This is a genomic window from Pseudomonas oleovorans subsp. oleovorans (assembly GCF_002197815.1).
Lineage (GTDB): Bacteria > Pseudomonadota > Gammaproteobacteria > Pseudomonadales > Pseudomonadaceae > Aquipseudomonas > Aquipseudomonas oleovorans.
Genome location: NZ_NIUB01000003.1, coordinates 40,474 through 65,381 on the forward strand (window position 1 = coordinate 40,474; position 24,908 = coordinate 65,381).

Genomic DNA, 24,908 nt, shown 5'->3' on the forward strand with positions numbered 1-24,908 from the left:
CATGACCACCACCCCTCTGAAAACTGCTTCCGTCCTGGCCTTCGAGCGCAAGCTCGACCCTTCCGATGCGCTGTTTCATGCCGGTGACTGGCAGACGCGCGACACCTGGCAACCGCTCGCCGTGCGGGAAAAATCCGTGCGCGGCACCATCTCCAATCGCCTCAAGGCCAAAGACCAAGACCCAGCCAAGCTCGACGCCGCCATCGAGAACCCCAACCTGCAGACCGTCGACGTCGCGGCCCTGCCGCATGACGCCGATACGCTGCGCGTCAGCTTCACCCTGCGCGTACTCGGTGGTGCCGGCACGCCCTCAGCCTGCAACGATGCCGCCTACCGACAGAAGCTGCTGGATACCGTGCAGAGCTACGTCGCCAGCCACGGCTTCGCTGAACTGGCACGCCGCTACGCACACAACCTGGCCAATGGTCGCTTCTTGTGGCGCAACCGTATCGGTGCTGAACAGGTAGAGGTACAGATTGCCCACCTGGTCGATGGCAAAGCGGCCAAGCAGTGGAGCTTCGATGCGCTGAGCCTTTCCCTGCGCAACTTCGACGCCAGCGGCCCGGCGGCCACAGCGCTGGACGAACTGGCCAAGCTGATCGCTGCCGGCCTGAGCGGCGAGCGTCACCTGCTGCTGGGCATCACGGCTCATGTACGCATGGGTGCTGGCCAGGAGGTATTCCCCTCCCAGGAGCTGATCCTCGACCGGGGCAAGGGCGACAAGAGCAAGACCCTGTACAGCGTCGACGGCGTCGCCGGGATGCACTCGCAGAAACTCGGCAATGCCCTGCGCACCATCGACACCTGGTATCCGGACGCTGGCGAACTCGGCCCCATCGCCGTCGAACCCTACGGCTCGGTCACCACCGAAGGCCGCGCCTATCGCCAACCCAAGGCCAAGGCGGACTTCTACAACCTGCTGGACAACTGGCTGCTCAAGGACAAAGTGCCCAACATCGGTGACCAGCATTTCGTCATGGCCACCCTGATTCGCGGTGGCGTGTTTGGCGAGGCGGGCTAGCCATGAACCATTACCTCGACCTGAAACTGCTGCCCGACCCAGAATTTCCGGCCACGCAGTTGATGAGCGCCCTGCTCGCCAAGTTGCACCGAGGCCTGCATGACCTGCGTCGTAGCGATGTGGGCATCAGCTTCCCGGATGTGGAAACGGCGGGCCACGGCCTCGGCGCCCGCCTGCGCCTGCATGGCAGTGCCGAAGCGCTGGATAAGTTGCTGGCGCTGAACTGGCTCAGCGGCATGCGCGACCACTTGAACCTGGGTGAACTGGCGCCCATCCCGGCGAAGGTGCGCTGGCGCTGCGTCAGCCGCGTACAGGTGGACAGCAACCCGGAGCGCGCCCGCCGCCGCCTGATCAAGCGCCACGGCATCAGCGAAGCAGAGGCGCGCCAGCGCATCCCCGACAGCGCCGGCAAACGCTGCGACCTGCCTTATGCCACCTTGCGCAGCAACGGCAGCGGTCACAGCTTCCGCCTGTTTATCCGCCACGGCCCACTGCTCGACAAACCCACCCCCGGCACCTTCGGCGCCTACGGCCTTAGCGCCCAGGCCAGCGTGCCCTGGTTCTGACCCTTTTTCCCAGCCCAAAACGGAGCCCTTGCAAAATCAAGCACTTGCAAGCGGCTCCGAAAAAAGGGGTAGCACCGGAAAAATCGGGCAGGTTCTTTAACAATCAAGCCGTTAGGGTTATTAGGCTCTAGTTCACTGCCGTGTAGGCAGCTCAGAAATGTTCAAGGCCACCGACTACGCGCTGATTCGCGTTCACTGCCGTGTAGGCAGCTCAGAAAATGTATGCCGGTGCGGTTTGCCCGGCCTCCAGGTTCACTGCCGTGTAGGCAGCTCAGAAATGCTGGATCTGCCAGACTGACACACTCAGGTGGTTCACTGCCGTGTAGGCAGCTCAGAAAGCCGCGCCACGAAATCCACATATCCCCAACCGGTTCACTGCCGTGTAGGCAGCTCAGAAATGCGCATCAGCGAGGCTGCACGCGAGCTGGGTGTTCACTGCCGTGTAGGCAGCTCAGAAAAGACATTCGAACAAGGCTGGGCAGCTCGGCCGGTTCACTGCCGTGTAGGCAGCTCAGAAATCGATATCGATACGCGGCGCCATGCCCCACCAGTTCACTGCCGTGTAGGCAGCTCAGAAAGCACTGTCAGAGGTTGACGGCGTGGTATATCAGGTTCACTGCCGTGTAGGCAGCTCAGAAATCGAGCTGGGCCTGCAACTGCACCACTGAGGGGTTCACTGCCGTGTAGGCAGCTCAGAAAAGCCCCAGAGCCAGCACGTAGAGAGTAAAGACGTTCACTGCCGTGTAGGCAGCTCAGAAATAGCATATCAGGCAGGCATCACGCTGCCGATGGTTCACTGCCGTGTAGGCAGCTCAGAAATCACACAATAGAAACAACGCGCTGCTCTTGACGTTCACTGCCGTGTAGGCAGCTCAGAAAATGAGTCGCGCCAGGTGTTCGCGCTGGCTGTCGTTCACTGCCGTGTAGGCAGCTCAGAAAACAGTGGAGTAAGGCAGGAGCGAGGATGTGTAGTTCACTGCCGTGTAGGCAGCTCAGAAATGGGCGCTGGCATCTATGACCGCCTGGTGGAAGTTCACTGCCGTGTAGGCAGCTCAGAAACGACCATGAAAGAGCTCGCCGCCGCGGCGGGCGTTCACTGCCGTGTAGGCAGCTCAGAAAACGATATGAGCGCTGAGCTGATCGCGCCTCGACGTTCACTGCCGTGTAGGCAGCTCAGAAAAGGCTGAACGAAGGGGCGTTGATGGTAAGGTCGTTCACTGCCGTGTAGGCAGCTCAGAAAAGGTGCTAGCGTGCATCGAGCGGCAGGCGGTGGTTCACTGCCGTGTAGGCAGCTCAGAAAAAGCCACACGCGGCCGGGCTGCCAGTTCCAGCGTTCACTGCCGTGTAGGCAGCTCAGAAAATGGCTGTGGTCGGCATCATCGTGCGCATGCTGTTCACTGCCGTGTAGGCAGCTCAGAAAAGCGTGTGCTGATAACCGTAGTCGATCCCGTAGTTCACTGCCGTGTAGGCAGCTCAGAAAACTTGGCAGGACGAACAATGCCCGAACATCCCGTTCACTGCCGTGTAGGCAGCTCAGAAAAGATCGGGATACAACTACCGCGACTATACATGGTTCACTGCCGTGTAGGCAGCTCAGAAAAGTTCGAGTGGGTCTTGCAGGTTGAGCAGCAGGTTCACTGCCGTGTAGGCAGCTCAGAAAGGGGCTATTATTGAGCGCGGCAGTAATGCTAAGTTCACTGCCGTGTAGGCAGCTCAGAAAAAGCGCCTCACTGGCCACGGCCTGGGTGGTGTGTTCACTGCCGTGTAGGCAGCTCAGAAAATCCGCATGACGTGACCTCGTTCCCGTGATCCGTTCACTGCCGTGTAGGCAGCTCAGAAAAGCGCCCGAGGCGCGCGAGCTGATTTCTCGCCGTTCACTGCCGTGTAGGCAGCTCAGAAATACTGCGTTGACGCCGGGCAGGTTGATATTGGCGTTCACTGCCGTGTAGGCAGCTCAGAAAAAGCTGCAAACCGCGCGCACTATCGGCGGCGTGTTCACTGCCGTGTAGGCAGCTCAGAAATCGCCAGTGCGCTCGTCGCGGTAGATCTCGGGGTTCACTGCCGTGTAGGCAGCTCAGAAAAGCTCCGGCAGCGGGTTCGGGTCAGTCCAGAAGTTCACTGCCGTGTAGGCAGCTCAGAAATGCCACACGCGGCCGCAGGCGTAGAGCGTGGTGTTCACTGCCGTGTAGGCAGCTCAGAAAACGCCCTGCGCGTAGTTGCAGTACCTGCCTCGGTTCACTGCCGTGTAGGCAGCTCAGAAAATAAGGCGGCGACTAGGGATTCCAGTCGCGTCGTTCACTGCCGTGTAGGCAGCTCAGAAATCCAGCTCCGCCAACTGATCGTCTGTAATACTGTTCACTGCCGTGTAGGCAGCTCAGAAAGTCTAAGGCGAAGTCTGGCTCGGGCAGCTCAGGTTCACTGCCGTGTAGGCAGCTCAGAAAGTGGCCGAAGCGGAGAAGGTGCTGATGGCCATGTTCACTGCCGTGTAGGCAGCTCAGAAATGGTCACGGATCTGGTTCAGGGTCATGGATTTTGTTCACTGCCGTGTAGGCAGCTCAGAAAATGAAACGGCCTGCGCTCCAGCCACAAATCCAGTTCACTGCCGTGTAGGCAGCTCAGAAATGGGCGATGGTGGCGAGGATGGCGCCGATGGTGTTCACTGCCGTGTAGGCAGCTCAGAAATTGGCGATCTGGGCGTTGCAGGTTTTGCAGTTGTTCACTGCCGTGTAGGCAGCTCAGAAAAGCAGCAGCCAGTGCGCGGCAATCCGTCGGCAGTTCACTGCCGTGTAGGCAGCTCAGAAAAGGCGATGCCGAGCAGTGGATAGCCTCGGATGGTTCACTGCCGTGTAGGCAGCTCAGAAACCGTCCAGAACGCGAACTGCAGCAGGTTTCGGGTTCACTGCCGTGTAGGCAGCTCAGAAAATGCTAACCACAACGGCGAGGCGAAACGAGGAGTTCACTGCCGTGTAGGCAGCTCAGAAAATGGGTTGGTCGGCGGCGGTGCTGGTGGCAGCGTTCACTGCCGTGTAGGCAGCTCAGAAATGGTCGATGAAGACCAGGACTTTGTCCGGGTTGTTCACTGCCGTGTAGGCAGCTCAGAAATAGCACCGGCGAAGTTTGCCCCCCTGGCGATGGTTCACTGCCGTGTAGGCAGCTCAGAAATCGTAATGATTTGGCGCAAACTTCCCCCACTTGTTCACTGCCGTGTAGGCAGCTCAGAAATTGAAGGCTTCGCCATTGGTGGCGCCGCACTGGTTCACTGCCGTGTAGGCAGCTCAGAAATGCTGCAGAACGCGTTGCATCCGCTTGCGCTCGTTCACTGCCGTGTAGGCAGCAATTTGCGCGCACTTCGCTTCGCTCCTGAGCCCGCCCTACGCAAAAATCCGTGTCCGGAACCAAGCCGCCGGTCTAAGCGGAATCGCAGATACGACTCGCTGCCGCACGGACTTTCAGGTGTCCAAACTACGAAACATCACATGGCAATCCACCAGGCCATACCGGGCGTGGCGGTAGGCCTTGGGCAAGGTGCCGACTATCGCGAAGCCGTGTTTCTGCCACAGCGCGACCGCGACCTCGTTGGTGGCCACCACGCTGTTGAACTGCATGGCGCTGAAGCCCAATTCACGCGCCACCTGCAGCGAATGGGCGCAGAGCCGGCTGGCGATGCCGCGGCCACGGGCGGCCGGGGCGGTCATATAGCCGCAGTTGCACACGTGGTCACCCGGCCCAGCGGCATTGGCCTTGATGTAGTAGGTGCCGAGAATCTGCCCGTCCTGCTCGGCAACGAAGGTGGCGCGCGGCAGTTCGACCCAGGTTTTCCAGGCCGTCTCACGATCCATGTTCGGGTCGAAGGCGTAGGTTTCCTGCGCCTGCACCACGTCACGGATGATCGGCCAGACCTGGTCGAAATCGGCTGCCTCGATGGGCCGGATGATCAGTTCATCGCTCACTGGTCGTAGCCTTCGGCCAGGTGCAGATCCTTGAGTTTCACGTAGTTGCCGGCCGTGTAGCTGAAGAAGTTGCGTTCCTTGTCGGTCAGCGGGCGCGCCTGTTTCACTGGGCTGCCGACGTAGAGATAGCCACTTTCCAGGCGTTTGCCCGGCGGCACCAGCGAGCCTGCGCCGATGATCACCTCGTCCTCGACCACCGCGCCGTCCATGACGATGCTGCCCATGCCGACCAGAATCCGGTTGCCCAGGGTGCAGCCGTGTAAGGTGACCTTGTGCCCGACGGTCACTTCGTCACCGATGATCAGCGGGTAACCATCGGGGTTGAACGGCCCGGCGTGGGTGATGTGCAGCACGCTGCCGTCCTGCACGCTGGTACGCGCGCCAATGCGGATGCGGTGCATGTCGCCGCGAATCACGGTCAGCGGCCATACCGAGCTGTCCTCACCCAGCACCACGTCGCCGATGACCACGGCGGAGGCGTCGACGAAGACGCGCGCGCCCAGTTGTGGGAGGTGCTGCTGGTATTTGCGAATCGCCACGATAGAGGCTCCTGGGCTGCGGGAAAGCTTGATTGTAATTAAGATGGCCCCCATATCGACTGAAATCGCCCCGGTATTTGCCGGCTGTTGCCCTTCTTCCTTCGCCACAGGTGCCTCGTCGTGACCGCGAACAACCCCCTGCTGCAAGACTTCGACCTGCCGCCCTACTCGCAGATCAAACCGGAGCACGTCGAGCCCGCCGTTGACCAGATCCTGGCCGACAGCCGCGCCGCCATCGCCAAGCTGCTCGAGGCGCAGCAGGCCAATCCGAGCTGGGACGGCCTGGTGCTGGCGCTGGACGAACTCGGCGCGCGCCTGGGCCGTGCCTGGAGCCCGGTGAGCCACCTCAACGCGGTGTGCAACAGCACCGAACTGCGCGCGGCCTATGAGGCCTGCCTGCCCAAGCTGTCGGAATACTGGACGGAAATGGGCCAGAAAAAGCCGCTGTTCGAGGCCTATGACGCGCTGGCCAAGAGTCCGGCTGCAGCCAATTTCGACGTGGCGCAGAAGACCATTCTCGAACACGCGCTGCGTGACTTCCGCCTCAGCGGCATCGATCTGCCGGTCGAGCAGCAGAAGCGCTATGGCGAAATCCAGATGCGCCTGTCCGAGCTGACCAGCAAATTCTCCAACCAGTTGCTCGACGCCACCCAGGCCTGGACCAAGCACATCACCGACGAAGCACGCCTGAACGGCCTGACCGACTCGGCCAAGGCGCAGATGAAGCAGGCCGCCGAAGCCAAGGGGCTGGACGGCTGGCTGATCACCCTGGAATTCCCCAGCTACTACGCGGTGATGACCTACGCCGACGACCGCGCCCTGCGTGAAGAGGTCTACGCCGCCTATTGCACCCGAGCCTCCGACCAAGGGCCGAACGCCGGGCAGAACGACAACGGCCCGCTGATGGCCGAAATCCTCGACCTGCGCCAGGAACTGGCGCGCTTGCTCGGCTTCGCCAACTACAGCGAGCTGAGCCTGGCCAGCAAGATGGCCGAATCCACCGACCAGGTGCTGAGCTTCCTGCGTGACCTGGCGGTGCGCAGCAAGCCTTTCGCCGAGCAGGATCTCGCCGAGCTGAAAGCCTTCGCCGCCGAGCAAGGCCTGGATGACCTGCAAAGCTGGGACGTCGGCTACTACAGCGAGAAACTGCGCCAGCAGCGCTACAGCATCTCCCAGGAAGAAGTGCGCGCCTGGTTCCCGGTGGACAAGGTACTCACCGGCCTGTTCGCCATCGTGCAGAAGCTCTACGGCATCGAGATTCGCGAGCTGCAAGACTTCGACACCTGGCACCCGGATGTGCGCCTGTTCGAGATCACCGAGAACGGCCAGCACGTCGGGCGCTTCTTCTTCGACCTCTATGCCCGCGCCAACAAGCGCGGCGGTGCCTGGATGGACGGCGCCCGCGACAAGCGCCGCGACGCCCAGGGCAAGCTGATCGCCCCGGTGGCCAACCTGGTATGCAATTTCACCCCGCCAGTCGGCGGCAAGCCGGCGCTGCTGTCCCACGATGAGGTCACCACCCTGTTCCACGAATTCGGCCATGGCCTGCATCACCTGCTGACCCGCGTCGAGCACGCCGGCGCCTCGGGCATCAACGGCGTGGCCTGGGACGCGGTCGAGCTGCCCAGCCAGTTCATGGAGAACTGGTGCTGGGAGCCGGACGGCCTGGCGCTGATCTCCGGCCACTATGAAACCGGCGAGGCGCTGCCACAGGCCATGCTGGACAAGATGCTGGCGGCGAAGAACTTCCAGTCCGGGCTGATGATGGTGCGCCAGCTGGAGTTCTCGCTGTTCGACTTCGAACTGCACGCCACCCACGGCGACGGCCGCAGCGTGCTCGACGTGCTCGAAGGCGTGCGCGCCGAGGTCTCGGTGCTGCGCCCGCCAGCCTACAACCGTTTCGCCAACGGCTTCGCGCATATCTTCGCCGGTGGCTATGCGGCCGGTTACTACAGCTACAAGTGGGCCGAAGTGCTCAGCGCCGATGCCTTCTCGAAGTTCGAGGAAGAAGGCGTGTTCAACGCCGATACCGGCCGCGCCTTCCGCGAAACGATCCTCGCCCGTGGCGGCTCGCAGGAACCGATGGTGCTGTTCGTCGAATTCCGCGGCCGTGAGCCGAGCATCGACGCCCTGCTGCGCCACCTCGGCCTGAGCCAGGAGGCCGCATGAGCGATGCTCCTGTGAACAGCACGCCCAAGCGCTTTATCGCCGGCGCCGTGTGCCCGGCGTGCAGCGAGACCGACAGCATCAAGATGTGGAACGTCGACGGCGTGCCGAACCGAGAATGCGTCAAGTGCGGCTATGCCGACACCCTCGACGCACGCGGTAATTCGGTGCCCAAGGAGATCCCCACGCGGGTCAACGTCAGCGGCCTGAAGCCCAAGGCGGCCGCCCCCAACGTGCAGGCGGTGCAGTTCTTTCCCAACCCGAAGCTGAAGAAACCGAGCGAGCCCACCTAGCCCGGGCATTCTCGGGTGGGTTAGCGGTGCCGAGCGCCGATGCTGCAGGCGAGTTGCACCCGCATGACTTTACTCGCGGAAAAACTCCCCAGGCGTTGCGCCGAACTGGCGGCGAAAGGCAGCGATAAACGCCGATAACGAGTCATAGCCGCAGGCCAGCGCCACATCGGTTACACGCTCACCCTGCTCCAGTAGGGTGAGCGCATCGAGCAGACGCTGGCGCTGGCGCCACACGCGAAAGCTCAGGCCCGTTTCACGCAGGAACAACCGGCTCAGGGTCTTTTCCGACACCCCCAGGCGCTCGCCCCATTCGCCCAGGCCGAGCTGGCGCAGCGTCGCATCCTCCAACCCCTGACACACCTCGCGCAGCCGCGCGTCTTGCGGCAGCGGCAGCATCAACGCCACCTCTGGCGCAGCGCGCAGTTCGTCCAGCAACACTGCCGCCAATCTACCAGGCGCGCCCTGCTCGTCGTATTCGACCGGCAACGCACTGAAACCGCGAATCAGCTCGCGCAGCAGCGGGCTGACCGCCAGCACCCGGCACTCGGCCGGCCCCCAGGGCACCGCGCTGCCGTCGATGTACAGGCTGCGCATCTCGGTGCGTGGCGAGCTGAAGACCTGATGCTCGACACCCGCCGGCACCCACACCGCGCGCTGCGGCGGGGCGACGAAACGGGCGCCAGCGGTCTGCACCTCGAGCACCCCGGCGATGGCGTAGGACAGCTGCACCCAGGGGTGCGTATGACGAAAGGTCAGGGCGCGGTTGGTCAGCGATTCGGTGCGGCCATACAGCGGCCGAGGCAGGCTGCGCAGCTCGGGCAGGCTGCGATGCAGGGTGGCGCGATGTCTGTTTGGCGACACTTGCTGGCTCTTTAGCGTTAGCCGGAAATTTTCGACGACGATAGTCTGGCGCCCTCCTGTATCGCAAGTCCGAGATTCGCCATGTTCCTGCGCCGCCTGCTGCCCGACAATTTCACCCTGACTCTGCTCGCCGTTGTGCTCGCCGCCACACTGCTACCCGCCAGCGGCCAGGTCGCGACGATCTTCGAATGGATCACCAACCTGGCCATCGCCCTGCTGTTCTTCATGCACGGCGCCAAACTGTCGCGTCAGGCGATTCTTGCCGGTGCCGGGCACTGGCGTCTGCACCTGCTGGTGTTCGCCTGCACCTTCATCCTCTTCCCGCTGCTCGGCCTGGCACTCAAGCCGGCTCTGGAGCCGCTGCTGGGCAAAGAGCTGTATCTGGGCATGCTCTACCTGTGCGCCCTGCCGGCCACCGTGCAATCGGCCATCGCCTTCACCTCGCTGGCGCGCGGCAACATCCCGGCGGCGATCTGCAGCGCAGCAGCCTCCAGCCTGCTGGGTATCTTCCTCACTCCGCTGCTGGTGGCCTTCCTGATGGGCGTGCACGGCGACAACGGCTCGACCCTCGATGCCATCGGCAAGATCAGCCTGCAGTTGCTGCTGCCGTTCGTTCTCGGCCAGATCGCTCAACGCTGGATCGGCGGCTGGGTCAACCAGAACAAGAGCTGGCTGAAATACGTCGACCAGAGCTCGATCCTGCTGGTGGTCTACACCGCCTTCAGCGCCGCGGTGATCGGCGGCCTGTGGCAGCAGGTACCGCTGGCCACTCTGCTGCTGGTGATTGCCGCCTGCTGCGTGTTGTTGGCGCTGGCCCTGATGTTGACCCACCTGCTGGGCAAATGGCTGGGCTTCAGCCTGGAAGACCGCATCACCATCCTCTTCTGTGGCTCGAAAAAGAGCCTGGCCACCGGCGTGCCGATGGCCCAGGTGCTGTTCGCCGGCAGCGCCATCGGCGTGCTGATCCTGCCGCTGATGCTGTTCCACCAGATCCAGTTGATGGTCTGCGCGGTGCTGGCACAACGTTACGCCAAACGTGAGGAGGCACCGCAGACCGCGGCCGTCTGATCGACGCCGCGATAGAAGGACTTGCTCGGGCGCTAAATAACTGTATTTTTATACAGTATATTTTGGAGTCCGAGCATGTCCGTCAGCCTGCCGCCACGTGGCCGTGGCACCGCCAGCAACCCGCACAACCGCTATGCGCCAACCCGCTCGCAGCAGGAAGACGACGGCTGGTATCAGGACGAAACACCGCCAAGCCGCGCCACCGAAGTGCGCAAGGAGCAGGCGAAGACGGCGATCACCCGCAACAACTCACCGGACGTCGGCTTCGACCGCTCGGTGAACCCCTACCGTGGCTGCGAGCACGGCTGCATCTACTGCTTCGCCAGGCCAACTCACGCTTACTGGGACATGTCGCCGGGCATCGACTTCGAAACCCGCCTGATCGCCAAGACCAACCTGGCCGAGCGCCTCGAAGAGCAACTGCAAAACCCTGGCTACGTGCCGCAGCCCATCGCCCTGGGCATCAACACCGACGCCTACCAGCCCATTGAGCGCGAACAGCGCCTGACCCGCCGGACCCTGGAAATCCTGCTGCGCTACAAGCACCCGCTGCACATCATCACCAAGGGTTCGCTGATCCTGCGTGACCTGGATCTGCTCAGCGAGCTGGCCAGCCACAACCTGGTCAGCGTGGCCTTCAGCCTGACCACCCTGGATGACGAACTCAAACGCATCATGGAGCCGCGCACTGCCGCCCCAGCAGCGCGCCTGCGTGCCATGCGCACGCTGCACGAAGCGGGTGTCCCGGTCAGCGCCATCTGCGCGCCGATGATTCCGCAGATCAACGACATGGAGCTGGAGGCACTCCTGGAAGCCGCCCGGGATGCCGGTGCTCGCTCGGCCGGTTACGTGCTGCTGCGCCTGCCGCTGGAGATCGCCGGGTTGTTCGAGGAATGGCTACAGGTGCACTTTCCGGATCGCGCCGCCCACGTCATGAGCCTGATTCGCCAGAGCCGTGGCGGCAAGAATTACGACAGCCGCTTCGGTAGCCGCATGCGTGGCGAGGGCCTGTTCGCTGACCTGCTGGAGCAGCGTTTTCGCCTGGCGCGGCGCAGGCTCGGCCTGGATCAGCGAGGCAGCGTGGTGCTGGACTGTTCGCAGTTCTGCCCACCGGGTGCGCAATTGAGCCTGCTCTGACTTGGCGGCGCGCACCGGCCACCCTGGCGATGGTCGGCATGGACGCTGCCGCAGCTGGCGCAGCGCGAACACCCGCCCTCGATCCCAACGTACGCCTTGGCCCGACGCCGTATATCGCCCACTGGCGCGAGCGCGTCGGGACCTTCGCTGGCTGCGCGCATCTGATCAAGGCCAGCGAAAAGGATCTGCAGCTGCTGTACCCCGAGCGCGACCTGCGGCAGGTCGCGGCAACAGGCGCCTGGGCGAATTACCCGAAACCGCCGGTTGTCGCTCAGCTCGCTGGAGGTGACACTTGGCGTGTGACTCGCACAGCGCAGCGACAGTCGTTCTAGCAGCGTATTTTCAGACAACCCAGAGGTTCAGGGCATGCCTTACAAACATCAGGTGATTCCGCTTCAGGCCCACGAGGGCAACGAAACCGCCGAGCAGGCGCTGCACAGCATCGTCGATGGCTTCAAGCGCTTTCGCAACGAGGTCTTCCCGCAGCAGGAAGAGCTGTTCAAGAAGCTCGCCACCGCCCAGAACCCACGCGCCATGTTCATCACCTGCGCCGACTCGCGCGTGGTGCCGGAGCTGATCACCCAGAGCTCGCCCGGCGACCTGTTCGTCAACCGCAACGTCGGTAACGTGGTGCCGGCCTACGGGCAGATGATGGGCGGCGTCTCCACCGCCATCGAATACGCGGTGATGGCCCTGGGCGTGCAACACATCGTCATTTGCGGCCACTCCGACTGCGGCGCGATGAAAGCGGTGCTCAACCCGGCCTCGCTGGAAACCATGCCCACGGTGAAAGCCTGGCTGCGTCATGCCGAGGTCGCGCGCAGCGTGGTGGCAGAGAACTGCAACTGCAGCGACGACAAGGAAGCCCTGGCCGTGCTGACCGAAGAGAACGTGGTGGCGCAGCTCAACCACCTGTGCACCCACCCGTCGGTGGCAGCCAAGCTGGCGCGCGGCCAACTGTTCATCCATGGCTGGGTGTACGACATCGAAACCAGTCAGATCAAGGCCTACGACGCCGAGCTGGGCAGCTTCCTGCCGCTCGATGGCGACAAGATTCCAATGGCAACGCCACGCGCGCGTTTTCCACAAAGCTGAAAGCCCTTGCAGGGTGGCCGCGCACCGAGCCTCACCCGATCGCGGCTAAAGCCCCTCCCACAAAACGCACCGTGGACGTGGGAAGGACTTTAGGCCGTAGGGTGCGCCGCGCGCACCAGACTCCCCCGATCACGGCTAACCTGGGCTGGTGCGCATAGCGCACCCTAGGGTCCAGTCAGAACTTCTCCCCGCGCAGCACTTCCACCTGCGCCAGGTAGCAGACCATGGCGAAGTGGTCGTAGTAACGCACCTGCAGATGCTCGGCGATGCGCTCGGCCAATTCGCGGTTGCAGATGATTTCCAGGCGGATGTTGCCTTCGGTATCCCAGCCGGCGCTGCGCACGCCGCGGTGTCCACGGCCACGCGCGTCGGAAATGGTCCAGCCGGGTGCGCCGAGCGCTTCCAGATCGGCCAGCAGGCGCTTCTCCAGCGCCGCCTCGCAGATCACGGTGAGCAGAGTGCGGCTATGTGCGTTCATCTCAGAACCCCCAGGCGATCAGTCGTTCGGCCAGCGCCAGGTACAGCGGAATGCCGATCAGGATATTGAATGGGAAGGTGATGCCCAGCGAGGCGGTCAGCGACAGCGACGGGTTGGCCTCGGGCAAGGCCAGGCGCATCGCCGCCGGTACCGCGATATAGGACGCCGAGGCCGCGAGCGTGGCAAGCATCGCCGTGCCGCCCAGGCTCAGGCCCATGAAGCGCGCCAGCAAGGCGCCGATCAGCGCACCAAGCAGCGGCATCAGCAGGGCGAAGGCCGCCAGGCGCACACCGAACTGCTTCAGCGCACCGAGCTGGCCGGAGGCGATCAGGCCCATCTCCAGCAGAAAGAACGCCAGCACCGGCTTGAACATGCTGGTGTACAGCGGCTCCAGCGGCTTGATCGCCTCCTTGCCGGCGATCGCGCCGATCACCAGGCCGCCGAGCAGCAGCATGATGCTCTTGCCGAGGAAGATCTCGCGGCCCAGTTCGCCCCAGTGCGTCTCGCGCGAAATGCCCTTGGCCAGGACGATACCGACCAGGATCGCCGGAATCTCCAGGATGGCCACGAACAGCGGCATATAACTCTCGAACTCGATGCCCTTGGCCAGCATGTAGGCCACCACCACGGCGAAGGTACCGGCGCTGACCGAACCGTAGTGCGCCGCCACCGCCGCTGCATTGACGCGGTCGAAGCGCAGGCCGCGCAGCAGGATGAACGCCAGGATCGGCAGCAGCACGCCGAGCGCCAGTACCAGAGCCGACTGACCGAGCAGCTGCAGGCTGGCCTGCTGCGCCAGCTCCACCCCGCCGTGCAGCCCGATGGCCAGTAGGAGGATGATCGACAGCGTCTCGTACAGCGCCGCCGGCAGCTTCAGCTCGCTCTTGAGCAGGCCGGCGACCAGGCCGAAGACGAAGAACAGCACCACCGGATCCAGACCCACTTCAGTTCACCTCCCCTGCGTCTCAGGGTGCGCCGTGCGCACCTGTCACTGTTCACCAAGCGCCCCGGTGCGCACGGCGCACCCTACCCGGACGGCTACCCAACCAAAGGAAAGGGCCATGCCCCGGCACAAGGCGGTGCTGATCGCCCTGTTTTGCCTCGCCACGCAGGCGAAGCGCCGGGGCATGACCGGAAAGCTTAGCCGGCACGCCAGGCTTGGCCCCCGCGCTGGCGAGTCGCAAAGACGCCGTTAGCGTTTTCACGAGGCCACCGAAGGGGGTGAAGCACATGGATGTGCCGTGCAAAAAAAGGAGCCTTGCGGCTAATGCCAGTCAGTTAAGCCGTTGCACTCGATCTTTGTAGGAGCCGGCTTGCCGGCGATCCGCCATAAAAAGCATCGCCAGCAAGCTGGCTCCTACGAAAAGCGCCCCCCTCTACTGCAAGTAGGAGGGGGTGGTGACGAACTTATCTGATCAGCATTAGCCTTGCGGCTCCCCGGGACAAACCTGCGCCCTGGCGCTGAATAAAAAAGGAGCCCGGGTTACGCCCCGTCAAACTTGCCCATCCAACAGGCCGGGCTCCATAGAGGTTAACCTTCGATTTCCACCAGTACTTCGCCCGGATTGACGCGGTCGCCCTTAGCCACGTGAACGGCCTTGACGGTGCCGGCAATCGGCGCCTGCACTTCGGTTTCCATCTTCATCGCTTCGGTGATCAGCACCGCCTGACCAGCCTTGACCGTGTCACCTTCCTTGACCAGCACATCGACGATGTTGCCCGGCATGGTGGTGGAGACATCGCCCGGTGCAGCGGCCTGCTTGCGCTTGCCAGCGGCGCCTGCGACGTACTCATTAAGTGCCTCGAACACCACTTCTTCCGGCATGCCGTCGATGGACAGGTAGAAGTGGCGCTTGCCGTCACCCTTGACGCCGACACCGGTGATGTCCACGCGGTAGCTTTCGCCGTGCACATCGACCACAAACTCGGTCGGCACGCCTTCACCGCCGACTGGCGCCGCCTTGCCCTGGCCGTTCGGCATGGGCAGCAGCTCTTCCGGTTTGAGGGTGCCGGCCGCGCGCTCTTCGAGGAACTTGCGCCCGATATCGGGGAACATGGCGAAGGTCAGCACGTCCTCTTCGGACTTGGCCAGGCTGCCGATCTCTTCACGCAGGCGCGCCAGCTCGGGTTTGAGCAGGTCGGCCGGGCGCACATCGATCACTTCTTCGCTGCCGATGGCCTGCTTGCGCAGTTGCTCATCGACCTTGCCCGGCGCCTTGCCGTAGCGACCTTGCAGGTAAAGCTTCACTTCGTTGGTGATGGTCTTGTAGCGCTCGCCGGCCAGCACGTTGAAGAACGCCTGAGTGCCGACGATCTGCGAAGTCGGGGTCACCAGCGGCGGGAAGCCGAGGTCGGCACGCACGCGCGGAATCTCTTCCAGCACTTCGTTCATGCGGTTCAGCGCGCCCTGCTCCTTGAGCTGGTTGGCCAGGTTGGAAATCATCCCGCCCGGCACCTGGTTGACCTGCACGCGGGTATCCACGCCGGTGAACTCGCTCTCGAACTGGTGATACTTCTTGCGCACGGCGTGGAAGTACATGCCGATTTCCTGGATCAGCGCAAGGTCGAGGCCGGTGTCGAACTCGCTGCCCTTGAGCGCAGCGACCATCGACTCGGTACCCGGATGGCTGGTGCCCCAGGCCAGGCTGGAGATGGCGGTGTCGATGTGATCGGCGCCGGCTTCAATGGCCTTGAGCTGGCACATGGCGCCGAGACCGGCGGTGTCGTGGCTGTGGATGAATACCGGCAGGTCGACTTCGCTCTTTAGTGCCTTGACCAGCGCGAAGGTGGCGTAAGGCGTGAGCAGACCGGCCATGTCCTTGATCGCGATGGAGTCGATACCCATCGCCTGCATGGCCTTGGCCTGGGCAACGAAGGCCTCGGTGGTGTGCACCGGGCTGGTGGTGTAGGCGATGGTGCCCTGGGCGTGCTTGCCGGCGGCCTTGACCGCCTCGATGGCCACGCGCAGGTTACGCACGTCGTTCATCGCGTCGAAGATGCGGAACACGTCGATGCCGTTGACCGCGGCCTTGGCCACGAACGCCCTGACCACGTCATCGCTGTAGTGGCGGTAGCCGAGCAGGTTCTGCCCGCGCAGGAGCATCTGCAGGCGGGTGTTGGGCAGCGCCGCCTTGAGCTGACGCAGGCGCTCCCAGGGGTCTTCCTTGAGAAAGCGCACGCACGCGTCGAAGGTGGCGCCACCCCAGACTTCCAGCGACCAGTAGCCGACGCGGTCGAGCTTGTCGCAGATCGGCAGCATGTCCTCGGTGCGCATGCGGGTCGCCAGCAGCGACTGGTGGGCATCGCGCAGGACGGTATCGGTAACGGTGATCTTCTTGCTCATGATGTCCCCTACAGGCCCGCGTGGGCAGCGATGGCGGTGGCGATGGCGATGGCCAGGTGCGACGGGTTGCGCTTGATCGAGTACTGGGTCAGTTCCGGGTGGCTTTCGACGAAGCTGGTATTGAACTGGCCGCTACGGAATTCCGGGTTACGCAGGATTTCCTGGTAATAGGGCGCGGTGGTGCGCACGCCCTGCACGCGCATGTCGTCCAGCGCACGCAGGCCACGATCCAGCGCCTCTTCCCAGGTCAGCGCCCAGACGATCAGCTTCAGGCACATCGAGTCGTAATAGGGCGGAATGGTGTAGCCGGTGTAGATCGCCGTGTCAGTGCGCACGCCGGGGCCGCCGGGCGCGTAGTAACGGGTGATCTTGCCGAACGAGGGCAGGAAGTTGTTCTTCGGGTCCTCGGCGTTGATACGGAACTGCAGGGCATAACCGCGGTGGATGATGTCTTCCTGCTTGACCGACAGCGGCAGGCCGCTGGCGATGCGAATCTGCTCGCGAACGATATCGATGCCGGTGATTTCCTCGGTGATGGTGTGCTCCACCTGCACCCGGGTGTTCATCTCCATGAAGTACACCTCGCCCTCGGCGAGCAGGAACTCCACGGTACCGGCGTTCTCGTAGCCCACGGCCTGCGCGGCGCGCACGGCCAGGTCACCGATGTAGGCGCGCTGCTCAGGGGTGAGCTGCGGGCTGGGGGCGATTTCGATGAGCTTCTGGTTGCGGCGCTGGATCGAGCAGTCGCGCTCGTACAGGTGCACGGTGTTGCCGAAGCTGTCGGCGAGGATCTGCGCTTCGATGTGCTTCGGGTTGACGATGCATTTTTCCAGGAAGACTTCCGCGCTGCCAAAGGCCTTGGTCGCCTCGGAAATGACCCGCGGGTAGGCCTGCTCCAGCTCCTCGCGGCTGTTGCAGCGGCGAATCCCGCGACCGCCACCACCGGAGGTGGCCTTGAGCATCACCGGATAACCGATGCGCTCGCCTTCGCGCAGCGCCTCGGCCAGGTCGGCGACATTGCCTTCGGTGCCGGGCGTGCAGGGGACGCCAGCGGCCATCATGCTGCGGCGTGCTTCAGTCTTGTCGCCCATGCGGCGGATCACTTCGGCGCTTGGACCGATGAACTTGACCCCGCGTTCGGCGCAGATTTCCGCCAGTTCGGCGTTTTCGGAGAGGAAGCCATAGCCGGGATGCAGCGCATCGCAGCCGGTTTCCACGGCCAGGTTGACCAGCTTGCGCGGGTTCAGATAGCCGGCCAGCGGATCTTCACCGATGCTGTGTGCCTCGTCGGCACGCTTGACGTGCAGGGCATGGCGATCGGCGTCGGAATAGATGGCCACCGAGCGAATACCCATCTCGGCACAGGCCCGCACGATGCGGACGGCAATCTCACCACGGTTGGCGATCAGTATTTTTCTTATCACGATCCAATCCTCAGCGCAGAGCTGCAAGGCTCGCTGCAACAGTTGGTTGCAAAGCTGGTGAAACCCTATCCGGCTATACGAATTAACAAAAATGAATAATTATTTGATCGTGCATAAGTAATTACTTATGCATTGACCGAACGAGGACGAAACCGTGCGTAAAACCCTGCTGCGCATGACCTTGCGCCAGCTCCAGGTGTTCCGTGCCGTGTGCGAGCACGGCTCCTACAGCCGTGCGGCCGAGGAAATGGCGCTGACCCAGCCCGCCGTCAGCCTGCAGATTCGTCAGTTGGAGGAGCTGGTCGGCCAGCCGCTGTTCGAGTACGTCGGCAAGAAGCTCTACCTGACCGGAGCCGCCGAGGCACTCAAACGCGCCAGCAGCGATATCTTCGGCCGCCTGGAGAGCCTCGACATGCAGCTGTCCGACCTGCAGGGCTCACTACAGGGGCAGCTCAACCTGTGCGTGGAGTCCAGCGCGAAATATTTCGTTCCCCACCTTTTCGCCGAATTTCGCCGCCAATACCCGGAGGTCAGCCTGAATCTCACGGTGGTCAATCACGCCCTGGTGGTGCGCCGCCTGACCCAGAGCCGCGACGACCTGATGATCATGAGCCAGGTGCCGCAGGACCTGGCGCTGGACTTCATGCCTTTTCTCGAGAATCCGATCATCGCCGCGGCGCCGCCGGATCACCCCTTGTGCGAGGCGGACAGCCTGCAGTTGCAGGACCTCACCGCCTATCCCCTGCTGATTCGCGAAAGCGGCTCAGGCACTCGTCGCGCCTGCGAAGAGTACTGCCACCAGAAACGTGCACACTTCCCCAACACCCTGGAGATCGGCTCGCTGGAGTCGCAGCGCGAGGCGGTGCTCGCCGGCCTCGGCATTGCCCTGCTCCCACGCCATGCCGTGCGTCTGGAGCTGCAACACGGCCTGCTGCGCGAGCTGCCGGTGGTAGAGCTGCCCTTACAGCGCAGCTGGTGCGTGGTGAATATCCGCGGTCGGCGCCTGTCGCCGGTAGCGCAGGCCTTCGTCGACTTCATCCGCACCGAGCGCGCGCAGATCGTCAAACTGGCCGAGCGCTTCCAGCCCAGCCACACAGGATCGGGCAAGAATCTCGCAGGATCGGCCTAACCCTTCTTAACTGAGATACGGGACATTGGCATCCTGGGATCGCTCTACCAAAACCTGCCTGGGAGAAACCTATGCTGTCGGGAATCAGCGCCCTGCTCGGCGCCCTTCGCGCTCTGGAGCGCGACAACGGCCAGGCCGTGCTCGCCACCGTGGTCAAGGTCGAAGGCTCGGCCTACCGCCGCCCCGGTGCGCGCATGCTGATCCCGCTCTACGGCGGCACCGTGGGCACCATCAGCGGCGGTTGCCTGGAGTCCGAAGTGGCGAAGAAGGCCTGGTGGCTGACTGATAGCGGCGAAGCCGTGATCCGCCGTTACAGCACCGCCACCCAGGACGACGATGACGACCAGGACGCAGCACTGACCTTCGGCCTCGGCTGCAACGGCACCGTGCACGTGCTGCTCGAGCGCCACAGCGCGGAAAAGCCGCTGGCCGTGCTCGAGTTGCTGCGCCTGGTACGCGAAAGCGGCCAGGCCGGGGCGGTCGCCACGGTGATCGGCAGCTATCGCAACGCCCGTGTACGCGTGGGCGAGCGTCTGTATCTGCATCCATCACTGAGCGACGGCAGCCGCCTACTCGATTCCGCACTCGACGCCGAGGTTCGCGCCGATCTGCAACGAACCCTGACCGATGGCCGCTCCTCGCTGCGCAGCTACCGTGATGAGCGTGGCGAGATCGAGGTGTTCTGCGAATACCTGGCGCCACAGCGGCGCCTGGTGATCTTCGGCGCCGGGCATGATGCACAGCCGCTGACGCATATGGCCAAACTGCTGGACTGGCACGTCAGCGTGGTCGATGGCCGCGCCCATTTCGCCCGCGCCGAGCGCTTTCCCGACGCAGATACGGTGCTGCAGGTCGATGCACGCCCACCCTACGACCTGCACACGCTCACCGACGGCGCCATGGTGGCGATCATGAGCCACAGCTACAGCCAGGATCGCCACTGGCTGGGCAGCGTGCTGCAGGGCACGCCGGCCTATATCGGCCAACTGGGGCCACGCGATCGCACCGAACGGCTACTGGACGAGATCCGCCAACACAGCCCGCACTTGCCGGCGTTGGAGTGCCTGCACTACCCGATCGGCCTGGACATCGGCGGCGATACGCCGGAGAGCGTGGCCACGGCGATTCTCGCCGAGATGACCGCCGCCATTAACCTCCGTGCAGGCGGCATGCTCAAGCATCGCCAGGCGGCGATCCACACGCCAACACCACTGGACTGCAGCGAGATCGTGCCGGCGACCAGGCTAAGTGCATCCTGATCCCCGGATTGCATCGAGGCCACAGACTCGTAGGGTGGGCTAAAGCCCACCCTACGGCTACTTGCCCGCCATCTCCGTAGGAGCGGCTTCAGCCGCGATCACCTGGCTCGCCGCTATAGCGGCTCCTACGAAGAGCGATACCGCGAGAGACCTCAGATCTACCCCTGGCGCAATTCTGTGGCAGGCTTTGGCCGCAAACGCCCCCAGCTGCCCCATAAACACGAACGCCCGGGATTACCCCGGGCGTTCGTGTTTCCAGTATCGGACGTCAGGCCTTGATCTGCGCCGGGAACGGCAGCTTGCGCAAGCGCACGCCAGTGGCCGCGAACAGGGCGTTGGCCAGGGCCGGCGCCAGCGGTGGCACGCCCGGCTCACCGACACCGGTGGGATTCGCCGCCGACGGCACGATATGCACCTCGACCTTGGGCATCTCGTTCATGCGCAGCACCTGGAAGTCGTGGAAGTTCGATTGCTCGACCCGCCCTTCCTTCAGGGTGATTGCGCTGTGCCGAGCAGCCGCCAGGGCGAAGCCAATGCCGCCTTCCATCTGCGCCTTGATCACATCCGGATTGATCGCGATGCCACAGTCCACGGCGCACACCACGCGATCCAGACGGTAGCTGCCATCGGCCTTCACCGTGACTTCGGCGACCTGGGCCACGAACGAGCCGAACGACTCGTGCACGGCAATGCCACGCCCGCGCTTCTCGCCCTCGGCACCCGCCGCCAGTGGCTTGTCCCAGCCGGCCTGCTTGGCGGCCAGCTCCAGCGCACCGCGGTGACGCGGATGACTTTCCAGCAACGCATGACGGAAGGCGTAAGGATCCTGCCCTGCAGCGACGGCGGCCTCATCGATCATGGTTTCGGCGACGTAACCGGTGTGGGTATGACCGACCGAACGCCACCACAGCACCGGCACCTTGATATTGCTCGGCGTGCTCAGCTCCACCTGCAGGTTGGGCACCGCATAGGACAGGTTGGCGAGGCCCTCGACCGAGGTATGGTCGATGCCGTCCTTGATCATGAAGGGCTCCATCGAAGTACCGGCCATGATCGACTGGCCGACGATGCGGTTGTGCCAGGCCTGCAGCTTGCCGGCCTGGTCCAGGCCGATGCGCACGCGGTGCAGGTACAGCGGCCGGAAATAACCGCCACGAGTATCGTCCTCGCGCGTCCAGACCATCTTCACCGGCGCGTCCACGCCCTTGTCACGCGCAGCCTTGGTGATCGCCACCGCCTCCAGCAGGTAGTCCGACACCGAACTGGCGCGGCGACCAAAGCTGCCGCCGGCATACAGCTGGGTCAGCGACACCTGCTCGGGCGTCAGGCCCAGGTAGCCGCTGATGATGGTTTGGTCGACGGTCTGAAACTGCTCGCCGTTCCAGATTTCGCAGCGGTCGCTGGAGAGTTTCACCAGGCAGTTCATCGGCTCCATCGCCGCGTGCGCCAGATAAGGAAACTCGTAGTCGGCCTCGACGGTTTTCGCCGCCTGGGCCAACGCCGCATCGGTATCGCCCTTGCTCGTGGCCGGCAGGCCTGGCTTGCCCGCATCGTCGCGGTATTGCGCGAGAATTTCCTCGCTGCCCAGGGTGAAGGCCTGGCTCTCGTCCCACTCGATCACCAGCGCATCGCGGCCCTGGCGCGCCGCCCAGGTGTTCTTCGCCAACACGGCGACGCCCGAACGACCGTGGGGCAGATCGCGAAACTCCACCACCTCGACCACGTCACGCACGGCCTTGGCCTTGCTGCTGTCGACCGAGCGCGGCACGCCGCCGAAGCGTGGCGGATAAGCAACCATGGCCACCAGCATGCCGGGCAGCTTGAAGTCCTGGGTGAAGATGGCGCTGCCATCGGTCTTGTCGGTGCTGTCCTTGCGGCGCAGCTCGAGCTTGCCGATCAGCTTGAAGTCCTTGGGGTCCTTGAGTTGCACCTGCTCCGGCACCGGCAGTGATGCCGCCGCCTCGACCAGATCACCGAAGCCGGCACTGCGACCTGAACCGGCGTGACTGACCACGCCCTTGTCGACGCTGATTTCACTTACCGGCACGCTCCAACGCTGCGCGGCAGCCGCCACCAGCATGGCCTTGGCGGTCGCACCGGCATTGCGCATCTGCTCCCAGGAGTTGGCCATGGCGGTGCTGCCGCCAGTGCCCTGCATGGGGCCGAAGGCGAGATTGTTGTAGCGTTTCACATCGGCCGGCGCGCCTTCGACGCGTACCTTGTCCCAGTCGGCATCCAGCTCTTCGGCGAGCAGGGTGGCCAGGCCGGTGTAGCTGCCCTGGCCCATTTCCAGGTGTTTGGCCAGAACGGTCACCGTGCCATCGAGGTCGATGCGCACGAAGGCATTCGGTTCCAGCGGGCCACCTGCCGCCAGCGCATCCATACCGCGCATCAGCGGCGCGAAGAAGATGCCCAGCGCCAGGCCACCTGCGCCCTTGAGCAGGGTGCGACGGCTGACATTGAGGATGCCGCGAGTCGCGCTATCGGGGGTTTCGATCTTGCCCATGTCTATGCGCCTCCTCAGGTCAGTTTGCCGGCAGCTTCGTGAATGGCGGCGCGAATCCGCACATAGGTGGCGCAGCGGCAGATGTTGCTGCTCATGGCCGCGTCGATATCGGCATCGCTCGGCGCCTTGTTGCTGTTCAGCAGCGCCGTCGCCGCCATGATCTGCCCGGACTGGCAGTAGCCACACTGCACCACGTCGAGCTGGCGCCAGGCGTCCTGAACCACCTTGCCCACGGCGTCTTCGCCGACCGCCTCGATGGTGCTGATGCGCTTGCCGACCACCGCCGATACCGGGGTGACGCAAGAGCGGGTCGGCTGGCCTTCGACGTTCACCGTGCAGGCGCCGCACAAGGCCATGCCACAGCCGTACTTGGTGCCGGTGAGATTGGCGACGTCGCGCAACGCCCAGAGCAGCGGCATGTCATCGGCCACGTCCAACTCATGGTCCTTGCCATTGAGATTCAGGGTAATCATGGTCTACCCACCTTGTTCTGATGGTGTCTGATGGTTCCGGCATGGCGTGCCGGTGGTCACGGTCAACCCCGCACACAGGGGGCCAGGTCATCACTGTAGTGGGCACAAAAGCACCTGTCGCCGCCGACCACAGAGATCGGCAGAACCGGGCAATAAGTTCGTAGAATCGGGCAAGCTCACTACCCTGCCCGCAGGCAGGGCAACAAGAAAGTCAGGCGGCGCGGCGCGAATCAGGTTCGCCGTGCTGAAGGTAGCTGGCGGAAAGCAGCTCGGGGAAGTCGGCAAGCTCGCGTTGCAGCTGGCACTGCTCGGCATAGTGCTCGATGGCCCGGCGATAGGCCATGCGGCGCTGGTCTTGCAGTTTGCGCCGGGTCTTGGCGTCAGGTTGGTCGTGCAGTTGCGCGTCATCGAAGATACGAGGCATCTCGGTTCTCCCGGAACGAGGACTGGAGTACCCAGCTTCGCCCGAGGAGATGACGCTTTGACGGCGTGAAGATGAACAGGCGATGAACCCGTTCTCTCAATCCTCGCTGTTACGCAGCGATTTCGGCGACAGACGCAGACTGCGCAGACTGCGCTTGACGCTCTTGAGGTGGTTGACCAGGCTCGGCCCGCGTGCCATGGCCACGCCCATGGCCAGCACATCGATCACCACTAGGTGGGCGATACGCGAGGTCAGCGGGGTGTAGATTTCGGTGTCTTCCTGCACGTCGATGGCCAGGTTGACGGTCGACAGCTCCGCCAGTGGCGTCTGGCTAGGGCACAGGGTGATCAGGCTGGCGCCGGACTCACGCACCAGGTTGGCGGTGATCAGCAGGTCCTTGGAACGGCCCGACTGAGAGATGCACACCGCCACGTCGCCCGGCTGCAGGGTCACCGCACTCATCGCCTGCATGTGCGGGTCGGAATAGGCCGCGGCGTTGAGCAGCAGGCGGAAGAACTTGTGCTGGGCATCGGCAGCCACCGCGCCCGATGCACCGAAGCCGTAGAACTCCACGCGCTGCGCGTTGGAGCAGGCGGCGATGGCGCGCTGCAGCGCCTCGGGGTCGAGCTTCTCGCGCACCTCCATCAGCGTATGCAGGGTGGTGTCGAAGATCTTCAGGCTGAAGTCGGCGACCGAGTCATCCTCGTGAATCGCGAACTGACCGAAGCTGGCCCCGGCGGCCAGACTCTGCGCCAGCTTCAGCTTGAGGTCCTGGAAGCCACTGCAACCGATGGCGCGGCAGAAGCGCACGATGGTCGGCTCGCTGATGCCGACGCTGTGCGCCAGTTCGGCCATGGAGCTGTGCATCACCGATGCAGGATCGAGCAAGACGTGATCGGCCACCTTGAGCTCGGACTTGCGCAGCAGGTGGCGCGACTGGGCGATGTGTTGCAACAGATTCACTGAGATAGGCTCTATGCAGAAAAGGGTCTACCGCGGCACTCGGCGGGTCATAGCTCGGTTATGATCGGCGGGCGGCGGTTGTAGTGACCTTGTAGTTATACTACATAGCTCGCGCTCGCGCACAGCCAAGCCACTGCCAATTCGCTGAACGAACTTTCCGGTATGCCCGCATGCCGAAGAACACAGGCATACCTGAGGACGTTTTCGCGCCCC

General features: G+C 63.6%; 21 protein-coding genes and 1 CRISPR repeat array. Of the genes, 10 read left to right on the top strand and 11 right to left on the bottom strand.

Translation table 11 applies throughout. The annotated features are described in order from the left end of the window. Nucleotide 1 precedes the first annotated feature (1 nt). Both csy3 and cas6f read left to right on the top strand, forming a co-directional pair. The gene (csy3, locus tag PSOLE_RS02180; RefSeq protein WP_074855813.1) at nucleotides 2-1,021 is read left to right on the top strand and encodes a type I-F CRISPR-associated protein Csy3; all 1,020 of its coding nucleotides are present in this window, start codon (nucleotides 2-4) and stop codon (nucleotides 1,019-1,021) included. A 2-nt stretch (nucleotides 1,022-1,023) separates the two neighbouring features. Continuing rightward, the gene (gene cas6f / locus PSOLE_RS02185) at nucleotides 1,024-1,587 is read left to right on the top strand and encodes a type I-F CRISPR-associated endoribonuclease Cas6/Csy4 (RefSeq protein WP_074855812.1); all 564 of its coding nucleotides are present in this window, start codon (nucleotides 1,024-1,026) and stop codon (nucleotides 1,585-1,587) included. A gap of 130 nt (nucleotides 1,588-1,717) precedes the next feature. Beyond that, a CRISPR array of direct repeats spans nucleotides 1,718-4,869; the repeat unit is 28 nt; unit sequence GTTCACTGCCGTGTAGGCAGCTCAGAAA. A gap of 167 nt (nucleotides 4,870-5,036) precedes the next feature. Here cas6f and PSOLE_RS02190 read toward each other — a convergent pair. Next, a complete protein-coding gene (locus tag PSOLE_RS02190) occupies nucleotides 5,037-5,537 on the bottom strand; it encodes a GNAT family N-acetyltransferase (RefSeq protein WP_003464687.1) in 501 nt (166 codons plus the stop codon). Then, nucleotides 5,534-6,076: a gamma carbonic anhydrase family protein gene (locus tag PSOLE_RS02195; RefSeq protein WP_039965430.1), complete on the bottom strand. Its 543-nt coding sequence runs from the start codon at nucleotides 6,074-6,076 to the stop codon at nucleotides 5,534-5,536. Before PSOLE_RS02195 ends, PSOLE_RS02190 begins: the two co-directional genes overlap by 4 nt. 120 nt (nucleotides 6,077-6,196) lie before the next feature. Between PSOLE_RS02195 and prlC the strand changes: the two genes are divergently transcribed. Continuing rightward, nucleotides 6,197-8,245, top strand: coding sequence for an oligopeptidase A (gene prlC, locus PSOLE_RS02200; RefSeq protein WP_074855810.1), 2,049 nt, complete (start codon nucleotides 6,197-6,199; stop codon nucleotides 8,243-8,245). After that, the gene (locus tag PSOLE_RS02205; RefSeq protein ID WP_003464693.1) at nucleotides 8,242-8,535 is read left to right on the top strand and encodes a YheV family putative zinc ribbon protein; all 294 of its coding nucleotides are present in this window, start codon (nucleotides 8,242-8,244) and stop codon (nucleotides 8,533-8,535) included. The genes prlC and PSOLE_RS02205 overlap by 4 nt, the downstream gene beginning before the upstream one ends. A 69-nt stretch (nucleotides 8,536-8,604) precedes the next feature. Here the strand turns inward: PSOLE_RS02205 and PSOLE_RS02210 are convergent, their stop codons facing one another. Then, entirely contained in the window at nucleotides 8,605-9,396 is a 792-nt protein-coding gene (locus tag PSOLE_RS02210) for an AraC family transcriptional regulator (protein ID WP_074855807.1), read from the bottom strand. Between the two features lie 81 nt (nucleotides 9,397-9,477). Here PSOLE_RS02210 and PSOLE_RS02215 point away from each other — a divergent pair, with 81 nt between their 5' ends. The 4 genes from PSOLE_RS02215 to PSOLE_RS02230 all read left to right on the top strand — a co-directional run bounded on the left by PSOLE_RS02215 (nucleotide 9,478) and on the right by PSOLE_RS02230 (nucleotide 12,696). Continuing rightward, nucleotides 9,478-10,464: a bile acid:sodium symporter family protein gene (locus PSOLE_RS02215; RefSeq protein WP_003464696.1), complete on the top strand. Its 987-nt coding sequence runs from the start codon at nucleotides 9,478-9,480 to the stop codon at nucleotides 10,462-10,464. A gap of 75 nt (nucleotides 10,465-10,539) precedes the next feature. Beyond that, a complete protein-coding gene (locus PSOLE_RS02220) occupies nucleotides 10,540-11,601 on the top strand; it encodes a PA0069 family radical SAM protein (protein ID WP_074855805.1) in 1,062 nt (353 codons plus the stop codon). A 38-nt stretch (nucleotides 11,602-11,639) separates the two neighbouring features. Beyond that, complete coding sequence (locus tag PSOLE_RS25100; RefSeq protein ID WP_039965432.1) at nucleotides 11,640-11,933, top strand: carbohydrate kinase family protein; 294 nt, start codon at nucleotides 11,640-11,642, stop codon at nucleotides 11,931-11,933. A 34-nt stretch (nucleotides 11,934-11,967) separates the two neighbouring features. Then, a complete protein-coding gene (locus tag PSOLE_RS02230; protein ID WP_003464702.1) occupies nucleotides 11,968-12,696 on the top strand; it encodes a carbonic anhydrase in 729 nt (242 codons plus the stop codon). Nucleotides 12,697-12,871: 175 nt separating this feature from the next. Here the strand turns inward: PSOLE_RS02230 and PSOLE_RS02235 are convergent, their stop codons facing one another. The 4 genes from PSOLE_RS02235 to PSOLE_RS02250 all read right to left on the bottom strand — a co-directional run bounded on the left by PSOLE_RS02235 (nucleotide 12,872) and on the right by PSOLE_RS02250 (nucleotide 17,941). Next, entirely contained in the window at nucleotides 12,872-13,174 is a 303-nt protein-coding gene (locus PSOLE_RS02235) for a P-II family nitrogen regulator (protein WP_017676155.1), read from the bottom strand. A gap of 1 nt (nucleotide 13,175) precedes the next feature. After that, nucleotides 13,176-14,117 carry a sodium-dependent bicarbonate transport family permease gene (locus PSOLE_RS02240; RefSeq protein WP_059391093.1) on the bottom strand — a complete coding sequence of 314 codons (942 nt, stop codon included), beginning with the start codon at nucleotides 14,115-14,117 and terminating at the stop codon, nucleotides 13,176-13,178. Nucleotides 14,118-14,705: 588 nt separating this feature from the next. Further along, on the bottom strand, nucleotides 14,706-16,517 hold the full coding sequence (gene oadA / locus PSOLE_RS02245) for a sodium-extruding oxaloacetate decarboxylase subunit alpha (protein ID WP_074855802.1): 1,812 nt from the start codon (nucleotides 16,515-16,517) through the stop codon (nucleotides 14,706-14,708). An 8-nt stretch (nucleotides 16,518-16,525) separates the two neighbouring features. Next, nucleotides 16,526-17,941, bottom strand: a complete 1,416-nt coding sequence (locus PSOLE_RS02250) for an acetyl-CoA carboxylase biotin carboxylase subunit (RefSeq protein WP_074855799.1) — start codon at nucleotides 17,939-17,941, stop codon at nucleotides 16,526-16,528. A 154-nt stretch (nucleotides 17,942-18,095) separates the two neighbouring features. Between PSOLE_RS02250 and PSOLE_RS02255 the strand changes: the two genes are divergently transcribed. Both PSOLE_RS02255 and PSOLE_RS02260 read left to right on the top strand, forming a co-directional pair. Next, complete coding sequence (locus tag PSOLE_RS02255; RefSeq protein ID WP_074855798.1) at nucleotides 18,096-19,070, top strand: LysR family transcriptional regulator; 975 nt, start codon at nucleotides 18,096-18,098, stop codon at nucleotides 19,068-19,070. Between the two features lie 71 nt (nucleotides 19,071-19,141). Then, on the top strand, nucleotides 19,142-20,329 hold the full coding sequence (locus tag PSOLE_RS02260) for an XdhC family protein (RefSeq protein ID WP_074855796.1): 1,188 nt from the start codon (nucleotides 19,142-19,144) through the stop codon (nucleotides 20,327-20,329). Nucleotides 20,330-20,597: 268 nt separating this feature from the next. Here the strand turns inward: PSOLE_RS02260 and PSOLE_RS02265 are convergent, their stop codons facing one another. From PSOLE_RS02265 to hexR, 4 genes are all read right to left on the bottom strand, one after another. Continuing rightward, nucleotides 20,598-22,835 (bottom strand): xanthine dehydrogenase family protein molybdopterin-binding subunit, encoded by a 2,238-nt coding sequence (locus PSOLE_RS02265; RefSeq protein ID WP_003464713.1) that lies wholly within the window; start codon nucleotides 22,833-22,835, stop codon nucleotides 20,598-20,600. Nucleotides 22,836-22,849: 14 nt separating this feature from the next. Next, nucleotides 22,850-23,308, bottom strand: a complete 459-nt coding sequence (locus PSOLE_RS02270) for a (2Fe-2S)-binding protein (RefSeq protein WP_003464715.1) — start codon at nucleotides 23,306-23,308, stop codon at nucleotides 22,850-22,852. Nucleotides 23,309-23,519: 211 nt separating this feature from the next. After that, nucleotides 23,520-23,732, bottom strand: coding sequence for a PA3496 family putative envelope integrity protein (locus PSOLE_RS02275; protein ID WP_003464717.1), 213 nt, complete (start codon nucleotides 23,730-23,732; stop codon nucleotides 23,520-23,522). A gap of 96 nt (nucleotides 23,733-23,828) precedes the next feature. Then, nucleotides 23,829-24,695: a transcriptional regulator HexR gene (gene hexR, locus PSOLE_RS02280; protein ID WP_003464720.1), complete on the bottom strand. Its 867-nt coding sequence runs from the start codon at nucleotides 24,693-24,695 to the stop codon at nucleotides 23,829-23,831. Nucleotides 24,696-24,908 lie beyond the last annotated feature (213 nt).

Bases quoted from the DNA above. Each gene is read 5' to 3' on its own strand.
- csy3 (WP_074855813.1), top strand. From the start codon at position 2: ATGACCACCACCCCTCTGAAAACTGCTTCCGTCCTGGCCTTCGAGCGC.
- cas6f (WP_074855812.1), top strand. From the start codon at position 1,024: ATGAACCATTACCTCGACCTGAAACTGCTGCCCGACCCAGAATTTCCG.
- PSOLE_RS02205 (WP_003464693.1), top strand. From the start codon at position 8,242: ATGAGCGATGCTCCTGTGAACAGCACGCCCAAGCGCTTTATCGCCGGC.
- PSOLE_RS02215 (WP_003464696.1), top strand. From the start codon at position 9,478: ATGTTCCTGCGCCGCCTGCTGCCCGACAATTTCACCCTGACTCTGCTC.
- PSOLE_RS02220 (WP_074855805.1), top strand. From the start codon at position 10,540: ATGTCCGTCAGCCTGCCGCCACGTGGCCGTGGCACCGCCAGCAACCCG.
- PSOLE_RS25100 (WP_039965432.1), top strand. From the start codon at position 11,640: ATGGACGCTGCCGCAGCTGGCGCAGCGCGAACACCCGCCCTCGATCCC.
- PSOLE_RS02230 (WP_003464702.1), top strand. From the start codon at position 11,968: ATGCCTTACAAACATCAGGTGATTCCGCTTCAGGCCCACGAGGGCAAC.
- PSOLE_RS02235 (WP_017676155.1), bottom strand. From the start codon at position 13,174: ATGAACGCACATAGCCGCACTCTGCTCACCGTGATCTGCGAGGCGGCG.
- oadA (WP_074855802.1), bottom strand. From the start codon at position 16,517: ATGAGCAAGAAGATCACCGTTACCGATACCGTCCTGCGCGATGCCCAC.
- PSOLE_RS02260 (WP_074855796.1), top strand. From the start codon at position 19,142: ATGCTGTCGGGAATCAGCGCCCTGCTCGGCGCCCTTCGCGCTCTGGAG.
- PSOLE_RS02265 (WP_003464713.1), bottom strand. From the start codon at position 22,835: ATGGGCAAGATCGAAACCCCCGATAGCGCGACTCGCGGCATCCTCAAT.
- PSOLE_RS02270 (WP_003464715.1), bottom strand. From the start codon at position 23,308: ATGATTACCCTGAATCTCAATGGCAAGGACCATGAGTTGGACGTGGCC.
- PSOLE_RS02275 (WP_003464717.1), bottom strand. From the start codon at position 23,732: ATGCCTCGTATCTTCGATGACGCGCAACTGCACGACCAACCTGACGCC.